This is a genomic window from Bradyrhizobium sp. LB8.2, from assembly GCF_040548035.1.
In the GTDB taxonomy this organism is placed as follows: domain Bacteria; phylum Pseudomonadota; class Alphaproteobacteria; order Rhizobiales; family Xanthobacteraceae; genus Bradyrhizobium.
In genome coordinates this window covers 100,321-108,434 of the sequence record NZ_JBEPQV010000030.1, presented here as the reverse complement: position 1 = coordinate 108,434, position 8,114 = coordinate 100,321, and the positions used below count along the sequence as shown (strand labels likewise).

The 8,114-nt window shown below is 63.5% G+C and carries 7 protein-coding genes; 5 read left to right on the top strand and 2 right to left on the bottom strand.

Going from position 1 to position 8,114, the window contains the following annotated elements; translation table 11 throughout:
• Nucleotides 1-217: 217 nt before the first annotated feature.
• Nucleotides 218-808, bottom strand: coding sequence for a PadR family transcriptional regulator (locus ABIB06_RS29775; RefSeq protein ID WP_247448393.1), 591 nt, complete (start codon nucleotides 806-808; stop codon nucleotides 218-220).
• A 208-nt stretch (nucleotides 809-1,016) separates the two neighbouring features.
• Between ABIB06_RS29775 and ABIB06_RS29770 the strand changes: the two genes are divergently transcribed.
• The 4 genes from ABIB06_RS29770 to ABIB06_RS29755 all read left to right on the top strand — a co-directional run bounded on the left by ABIB06_RS29770 (nucleotide 1,017) and on the right by ABIB06_RS29755 (nucleotide 6,740).
• Nucleotides 1,017-1,400 carry a nuclear transport factor 2 family protein gene (locus tag ABIB06_RS29770; protein ID WP_247448394.1) on the top strand — a complete coding sequence of 128 codons (384 nt, stop codon included), beginning with the start codon at nucleotides 1,017-1,019 and terminating at the stop codon, nucleotides 1,398-1,400.
• Nucleotides 1,401-1,438: 38 nt separating this feature from the next.
• Nucleotides 1,439-3,229, top strand: a complete 1,791-nt coding sequence (locus ABIB06_RS29765; protein WP_354051291.1) for an acyl-CoA dehydrogenase C-terminal domain-containing protein — start codon at nucleotides 1,439-1,441, stop codon at nucleotides 3,227-3,229.
• Nucleotides 3,230-3,299: 70 nt separating this feature from the next.
• Complete coding sequence (locus tag ABIB06_RS29760) at nucleotides 3,300-4,508, top strand: acetyl-CoA C-acetyltransferase (protein ID WP_354051293.1); 1,209 nt, start codon at nucleotides 3,300-3,302, stop codon at nucleotides 4,506-4,508.
• 18 nt (nucleotides 4,509-4,526) lie between these two features.
• Entirely contained in the window at nucleotides 4,527-6,740 is a 2,214-nt protein-coding gene (locus ABIB06_RS29755) for an FAD-dependent oxidoreductase (protein ID WP_354051295.1), read from the top strand.
• A gap of 72 nt (nucleotides 6,741-6,812) precedes the next feature.
• Here ABIB06_RS29755 and gstA read toward each other — a convergent pair whose 3' ends face one another.
• Nucleotides 6,813-7,427 carry a glutathione transferase GstA gene (gene gstA / locus ABIB06_RS29750; protein WP_247352326.1) on the bottom strand — a complete coding sequence of 205 codons (615 nt, stop codon included), beginning with the start codon at nucleotides 7,425-7,427 and terminating at the stop codon, nucleotides 6,813-6,815.
• A gap of 126 nt (nucleotides 7,428-7,553) precedes the next feature.
• Here gstA and ABIB06_RS29745 point away from each other — a divergent pair, with 126 nt between their 5' ends.
• Nucleotides 7,554-8,051: a MarR family winged helix-turn-helix transcriptional regulator gene (locus ABIB06_RS29745; protein ID WP_247352328.1), complete on the top strand. Its 498-nt coding sequence runs from the start codon at nucleotides 7,554-7,556 to the stop codon at nucleotides 8,049-8,051.
• The last annotated feature ends 63 nt before the right edge of the window (nucleotides 8,052-8,114 follow it).

The window sequence follows — 8,114 nt, the reverse complement described above, 5'->3', positions numbered from 1 at the left end:
AACCATGCGCTTGGGGCTCGAAGCCTTCCAGCGCATCAAATTTGGCGCCTCACTGCGAATGGCCGATGTGTGAATCCGATAGCCTCGCTTGCGGGGGAGGATTGGGGAGAGGGTGCTTCCGCAATCGAGAACCCCCAAGAGGAGAGAGCCCTCACCCGCGCCTTCGGCGCGACCTCTCCCGCAAGCGGGAGAAGCGACGAGCACCACCGAAGCCGGTCTAGTCCTTGCCCTCGCGCTTGCCTTCCTCCAGCGGCACCACGGTGCCCTTGCCGCTCGTGGCCGACAGGGCCTCAAGCGCCTCTTCGCAGAAATCGGCCACCATCTGCTCGTGCCGGGCACCGAGCTGAAGCAGGAGCAAATTACCGAGGTCGAGCACGCCCGACGCCGCGCCTTCCGGAAATCGCTTCTTGAGGATCCGCTCGTAATTCTCGTGCCGATCGCGATGGTGCTCCAGCCGGGCCATCAGATCGGCGCGCAGGGGCTCGATGTCGATGCTGTCGAGCGCATGCAGCCGCACCAGGAGGTCGTCCTTGATCGAGGGCGGCGTGCTTGGCCGCGCGGCCCAGTGCCGCAGCGCTGTTCGGCCCTCGGGAGTCAGCGTATAGATCAGTTTATTGGGTTTGCCTGTTTGCACGACCTCGCGGCCCTGGATGTAGCCGCGGTCGCGCAGCTTGGAGAGTTCGCGGTAGATTTGCTGGTGGTCGGCCTTCCAGAAGAAGCCGATCGAGGAGTCGAATGTCTTGGCAAGCTCGTAGCCCGTCATCGGACGTTCCGTCAGGCATGCGAGGATCGCGTCGCCCAGTGCCATGGCGCCAGCTCCCGTTCGAGGTCTCTCGACCAATTGACTTGACTTTATGCGTATTGGTGCATATGCGTCAATGTGCATATGGACCGGCTAAGGTCGGGGCAAAAGACCCGGTCCGAAAACCCAGCGGAATCAATCTCATAGCTACTGTGCATGGGGTTGTTTTCGAGTTTTTGCCAAGGCCTTTTTATCCACGGGAGGCATTCTGACAATGACCGGTCTCGACTCCTGGTACGCCTTCATGAAGTCCCACGACGGCAAAGCGCTCTGGGACCTCCTGCATCCCGACGCTGTCTTCGAAAGCCCCGTCGTGCATTCGCCGCAGCGCGGACGCGACATCACCTTCAAATATCTCGCGAGTGCCGAGAAGGTGCTTGGCGGTCCCGGCTTCACCTATGTCGGAGAGTGGACAAGTGAGAGCGGCGCCGTGCTCGAATTCAAGACCCTGATCGACGGCCTCGAGATCAACGGCGTCGACATCATCACCTTCGACGGCGAGGGACGCATCACCCATTTCAAGGTGATGGTGCGGCCGCTCAAGGCGATCAACATGCTGCATCGCCTGATGGCGGAGCAGCTCGCCGCTCAATCATAAAAAATTCCACCACTTCAAATCTATGCCGGGAGAACGCCATGCCGATCTACAAAGCCCCCGTCGAAGACGTGAACTTCCTGCTCAACGACGTCTTCCAGATCGACCGCTATGACAATCTGGCCGGCTTCTCCGACGCGTCGAGCGACGTGCGCGAAGCCATTCTCGGCGAAGCTGCCAAGCTCGCCGAAGAGGTGCTCCAGCCGCTCAATCGTGTGGGCGATCTCGAAGGCTGCAAGCGCGCCGATGACGGCAGCGTCACCACGCCGAGGGGCTTCAAGGACGCGTTCAAGCAGGTCGCCGAGGGCGGCTGGCTCGGCCTGTCGGCCCCGACCGAGTTCGGCGGCCAGGGTCTGCCGGTGACGCTGAGCCAGGCGGTCAACGAATTCCAGATCTCCGCCAACATGGCCTTCTCGATGTATGGCGGCCTCACCATGGGCGCGACAGCGGCGCTGATCGTCCACGGCACGCCCGAGCAGAAGCAGACCTACGTGCCGAAGATGGTGGCGGGCGAGTGGACCGGCACCATGAACCTGACCGAGCCGCATTGCGGCACCGACCTCGGCATGCTCCGCACCAAGGCGGTGCGACAGGCCGACGGCAGCTTCAAGGTTACCGGCACCAAGATCTTCATTTCGGCCGGCGAGCATGACCTCGCGCCCAACATCATCCACCTCGTGCTTGCCCGCATCGAGGGCGCGCCGGCCGGCATCAAGGGCGTGTCGCTGTTCGTGGTGCCGAAATTCATGGTCAACGCCGACGGTTCGGTGGGCACACGCAACGGCGTGGTCTGCGGCTCGATCGAGCACAAGATGGGCATCCACGGCAATTCCACCTGCGTGATGAACTACGACAATGCCATCGGCTGGCTGATCGGCGAAGAGAACAAGGGCATGCAGGGCATGTTCGTGATGATGAACGAGGCCCGCCTCGGCGTCGCCGTGCAGGGTCTCGCGCAGTCCGAGGTCGCCTATCAGAACGCCGTCGCCTATGCGCGGGATCGCATCCAGGGCCGTTCGCTCACCGGCGTCAAGGCGCCGGACAAGCCGGCCGATCCGATCATCGTGCATCCCGACGTACGCCGCACGCTGCTGTCGATCCGCTCCTTCAACGAGGCTGCGCGCGCCTTCGTGATGTGGACCGCGCTGAAGAGCGACGTCGCCCACCGCTCCGAGGACCCTAAGGACCGCCAGGCCGCCGACGATCACATGGGCCTGATGACGCCGGTCCTGAAAGGCTTCCTGACCGATTACGGCTTCGCCAACGCGGTGCAGGCGCAGCAGATGTATGGCGGCCACGGTTACATCGCCGAGCAGGGCATGGAGCAGTTCGTGCGCGATGCCCGCATCGCCATGATCTATGAAGGCGCCAACGGCATCCAGGCGCTCGACCTCGTAGGCCGCAAGCTGCCGCGCGACGGCGGCCGCGCCATCATGGCGTTCTTCGGCGAGGTCATGGCCTTCGCCAAGGAGAACGGCGGCGACGAGGCGATGAAGCCTTTCATCACCCCGCTCTCCGCTTCGCTCGGCCATCTCCAGCAGGCCACCACTTGGCTGATGCAGAACGCGATGGCGAAGCCCGACAATGCCGGTGCCGCCGCGACCGATTACCTGAATCTCTTCGGCTTCGTCGCTCTCGGCTACATGTGGGCAAAGATGGCGAAGGTGTCGCAGGTGAAGATTGCCGACAGCGGGGCAACCCCCTATCTCTCGACCAAGCTCGTCACCGGCCGCTTCTTCATGGAGCGGATGCTTCCGGAGACCGCCGCCAATCTTGCGCGCATCCAGGCCGGCTGCGCCACCATCATGGAACTGCCCGCGGAAGCGTTCTGAGGATTTCCGCCCCACGAATGATAGCGACCGCGCGGCGGTCGTAACCAATCACCGCAATCAGGAGGCTCCCATGGCAGATGCCTATATTTACGACCACGTCCGCACCCCGCGCGGCCGCGGCAAGGCGGACGGCGCGCTGCACGAAGTCACCGCGCTCGCGCTTGCGACGGTGCCGCTGAAGGCGCTGAAGGACCGCAATAACCTCCCGGAAGATTCCGTCGATGACGTCATTCTCGGTGTGGTCGATCCGGTCGGCGAAGCCGGCTCCGACATCGCGCGCTTTGCGGCGCTGAAGGCGGGCCTCGGTGAGGCCGTGCCCGGCGTGCAGATCAGCCGCTTCTGCGCGTCCGGCTTGGACGCCGTGAATTTTGCCGCAGCCCAAGTGATGAGCGGGCAGCATGAACTCGTGATCGGCGGCGGCGCGGAATCCATGAGCCGCGTCGGCATCGGCGCCTCCGGCGGTGCCTGGCCGATGGACCCGTCAATGGCGGTGCCCTCATACTTCATGCCGCAAGGTGTCTCGGCTGATTTGATCGCCACCAAATACGGTTTCTCGCGCGACGACGTCGACGCCTATGCGGTGCAGAGCCAGCAGCGCGCGGCGAAGTCCTGGGATGAAGGCCGCTTCGACAAGTCGATCGTCGCGGTGAAGGACATCAACGGCCTCACCATCCTCGCCAAGGACGAGCACATGCGTCCCTCGACGACGATGCAGTCGCTGGCGCAGCTGCAGCCGGCGTTCACAATGATGGCGCAGATGGGCGGCTTCGACGGCGTCGCGGTGCAGTCGCATCCCGAGATCGAGCGCGTCAATTACGTGCACCACGCCGGCAATTCGTCGGGCATCGTCGATGGTGCCGGCGCGGTTCTGCTCGGCAGCAAGGAAGCCGGCAGCAAATACGGCCTGAAGCCGCGTGCAAGAATTCGCGCCTTCGCCAATGTCGGCTCCGAACCCGCGATGATGCTGACCGGCCCGGTCGACGTCACCGAAAAGCTGTTTGCGCGCTCCGGCATGAAGAAGTCGGATATCGACCTGTTCGAGCTCAACGAGGCCTTCGCCTCCGTCGTGCTGCGCTACATCCAGGCCTTCGACATCGACAACGCCAAGATCAACGTCAATGGCGGTGCGATCGCGCTCGGCCATCCGCTCGGTGCGACCGGTGCGATGATCCTCGGCACCGTGCTCGACGAGCTCGAGCGCACCAACAAGGCGACCGCGCTGGTGACGTTGTGCATCGGCGGCGGCATGGGCACCGCGACCATCATCGAGCGCGTCTAAGGGTAGGGAGCAACCAACATGGCTTACAAGAATTTCAAGGTTGAGACCGATTCCGACGGCATCGCGCTCGTCACCTGGGATATCCCGGGCCGTTCGATGAACGTGCTCGACGAGACCTCGACCAGCGAGCTGGACGCGATCGTCAAGGAAACCACGGCTGACGCCGCGGTGAAGGGCGTCGTCATCACCTCTGCGAAAGAGGCGTTCTGCGCCGGTGCGGACCTGTCCATGCTCGAAGGCATGAACCAGGCCTACGCAAAACTGTTCAAGGAGCAGGGCGAGACCGCCGCAAACCAGATGCTGTTCGACCAGAGCCGGCGCTTTTCGCTGGTGCTGCGCGGAATCGAGACCTCCGGCAAGCCGTGGGCGGCGGCGATCAACGGCCTCGCGCTCGGCGGCGGCTTCGAGATCACGCTGTGCTGCCACTATCGCGTGGCCGCGGAGAATCCCAAGACCCGCCTCGGCCTGCCCGAGGTCAAGGTCGGCCTGTTCCCCGGCGCCGGCGGCACGCAGCGCGTGCCGCGCCTGGTGCCGCCGCAGGACGCGATGACGATCCTGCTCAAGGGCGATCCTGTCACGGTTGAGAAGGCCAAGGCGCTCAATCTGATCCATGCCATCGTTCCCGCCGCCGATCTCGTCAAGGCGGCGAAGGATTGGATCAAGGGCGGCGGCAAGGCTGTTGCGCCCTGGGACGAGAAGGGTTTCAAGCTCCCCGCCGGTCCGGTGTTCTCCAAGGCCGGCATGATGATGTTCCCGGCCGGCAACGCGATCTATCGCCGCGAGACCTACGACAATTATCCGGCCGCGCGCGCGATCATGAGCTGCGTCTATGAAGGCCTGCAGCTGCCGATCGACGCCGCGCTGCGGGTGGAGTCGCGCTACTTCACCTCGGTGCTGCGCTCGAAGGAAGCGGCCGCGATGATCCGCAGCCTGTTCCTGTCGATGCAGGAATTGAACAAGGGCGCGCGCCGTCCGAAGGATGTGCCGCCGACCAAGGTGAAGAAGATCGCCGTGATCGGCGCCGGCTTCATGGGCGCGAGCGTCGGCTATGTCTCGGCCCGTGCCGGCCTCGATGTCGTTCTGATCGATCGCGACCAGGAGAGCGCCGACAAGGGCAAGGCGCATGCGCAAAAGGTGATCGAGGAGCAGATCAAGAAGGGCCGCGCCAAGCCCGGCGACGCAGAAGCCCTGCTCGCCCGCATCACGCCGACCGCGGACTATTCCGCGTTGAAGGACGTCGACCTCGTCATCGAGGCCGTGTTCGAGGACCGCAAGGTCAAGGCCGATACCTTTGCCAAGGCGCAGGAGCATATGAAGCCGGACGTGATCTTCGCGTCCAATACTTCGACGCTTCCGATCACCTCGCTGGCCGAGAGCTTCAAGGACCAGGGCAGGTTCGTCGGCATCCACTTCTTCTCGCCGGTCGAGAAGATGATGCTGGTCGAGATCATCCAGGGCAAGAACACCGGCGATCTCGCGATCGCGACTGCGCTCGACTACGTCCGGCAGATCGGCAAGACGCCGATCGTCGTCAACGACAGCCGCGGCTTCTTCGCCAATCGCTGCGTCGGCCGCTACGTCGCCGAGGGCAACGAGATGTTCCTCGAGGGCGTGCCGCCGGCGATGATCGAGAACTGCGCCAAGATGGCCGGCATGCCGGTCGGCCCGCTCTCGCTCTCCGACGAAGTCGCGCTCGACCTCGGCCTCAAGATCATGAAGGCGACGGAAGCCGACCTCGGTCCCAACGCCATCAATCCCGATCAGAAGAAGCTGATGGTGGAGATGGTCGAGAAGCAGGGCCGTCTCGGCCGCAAGAACAGCAAGGGGTTTTACGACTACCCCGAGAAGGGCAAGGGCCAGAAGAGCCTGTGGCCGGGTCTCTCGGCGCTGCAGCCGAAGCAGCTCGACCCCGATACGCTCGACATCGAGGAGTTGAAGCAGCGCTTCCTGGTGGTGCAGGCGGTGGAAGCCGCCCGCACGGTCGAGGATCACGTCATCACCGATCCACGCGAGGCCGATGTCGGCTCGATCCTCGGCTTCGGCTTCGCGCCGTTCACCGGTGGCACCCTGTCCTACATCGACTTCATGGGCCCGAAGACCTTCGTCGAGCTCTGCCACAAGCTGGAGGCGAAATACGGCTCGCGCTTCACCCCGCCGAAACTCCTCGAGGAGATGGCCGCGAAGGGAGAAACCTTCTACGGCCGCTTCGCCCCCAAGAAAGCGGCGGCGTAATTCTCTGAATCCGTAGCCGGGATGAAAAATACGAAAGGCCGGATTCTCGATCCGGCCTTTCGCATTTGCGTCTCAGGCGGCCTGAATCAGCCCTTCCTTCTTCATCGCTTCCTGCACCTGCGGCCGCGCCGCGACGCGGGTCTTGTACGCGACCAGGTTCGGCATCGCCGAGAGGTCGAACTTCATCCGGTCGCCCCAGGTCAGCATCGTGAAGAGATAGCCGTCAGCCACCGTGAACTGCTTGCCCATGAGGTAATCGCGGCCGGCGAGCTGGCTGTCGATGTATTTCAGCTTGCCCATGACGCGATCCCGGAAAAACGCCTTGGCCTCGTCGTTCAGCGCCGGCGCGAACATCGGACCGAAGCTCTTGTGGACCTCCGAGGTGAGGAAGTTCAGCCATTCGAGCAGCTTGTAGCGCTCTGAGCTGCCGTGGGCCGGCGCCAGCGCCTTGGCTGAGGCCTGATCGGCGATGATCTGGACAATCACCGGGCCTTCGGTCACGATCTCTCCGCTATCGAGACCCAGCGCAGGGACCTGGCCCTTGGGGTTCAGCTTCAGATAATCCTCACCATTTTCGAGCTTTTTCGCCCGGATATCGACCTTGACCAGCTCATACGGCAGGCCGGCTTCCAGGAGCGCGATGTGGGGGGATAGCGAGCAGGCACCGGGCGAATAGTACAATTTCATGGAATTTTCTCCTCTTGTTGCTTGGTTCAGGCGAAAGAACGACTACATGCATCTGCTTGAAATAGTCAAGATTGATGCAGGTGCATCGAGTAGGGTAAGAGACGGGCGACGAGCTTGAGCGGGACCATGAAACGCAAACCATCGACCGAGGCGACTTCCGCCTGGATCCGCCTGATGCGGGTGCAGAGCCGCGTGCTCGATTGCGTCGAGCAGGACCTGAAGAAGGCGGGGTTCCCGCCGCTGGCATGGTACGACGCCCTGCTCGAATTGTCGCGCGCGCCTTCGGGTGAGCTGCGCCCGGTCGAACTCGAACGGCAGATGCTGATCCCGCAATATTCGACATCGCGGCTGATTGACCGTCTGGTCGACGAAGGCCTCGCCTCGCGGCGTGAATGCAAGATCGACAAGCGCGGCCAGTTCGTGGAGATCAGCGAAGCCGGCCGCGAATTGCAGAAGCGGATGTGGGGCGCCTATTCGGCCGCAATCGAGAAATATGTCGGTTCGAAACTGTCCGACGCGGATGCCGTCAAGCTCAGCGGTCTGCTCGACCGCCTCGGCTGCTCGTGCGGCGAGATGAAACTGCCGCCGGTCGTCCACGCCAACGAAACCACGCCGTCGCGATGAGCGCGCGGCACACCAGCTCGTCCGTGCACCCGATGGGTGCGCGGACCGTCCCCGTCACCCGCG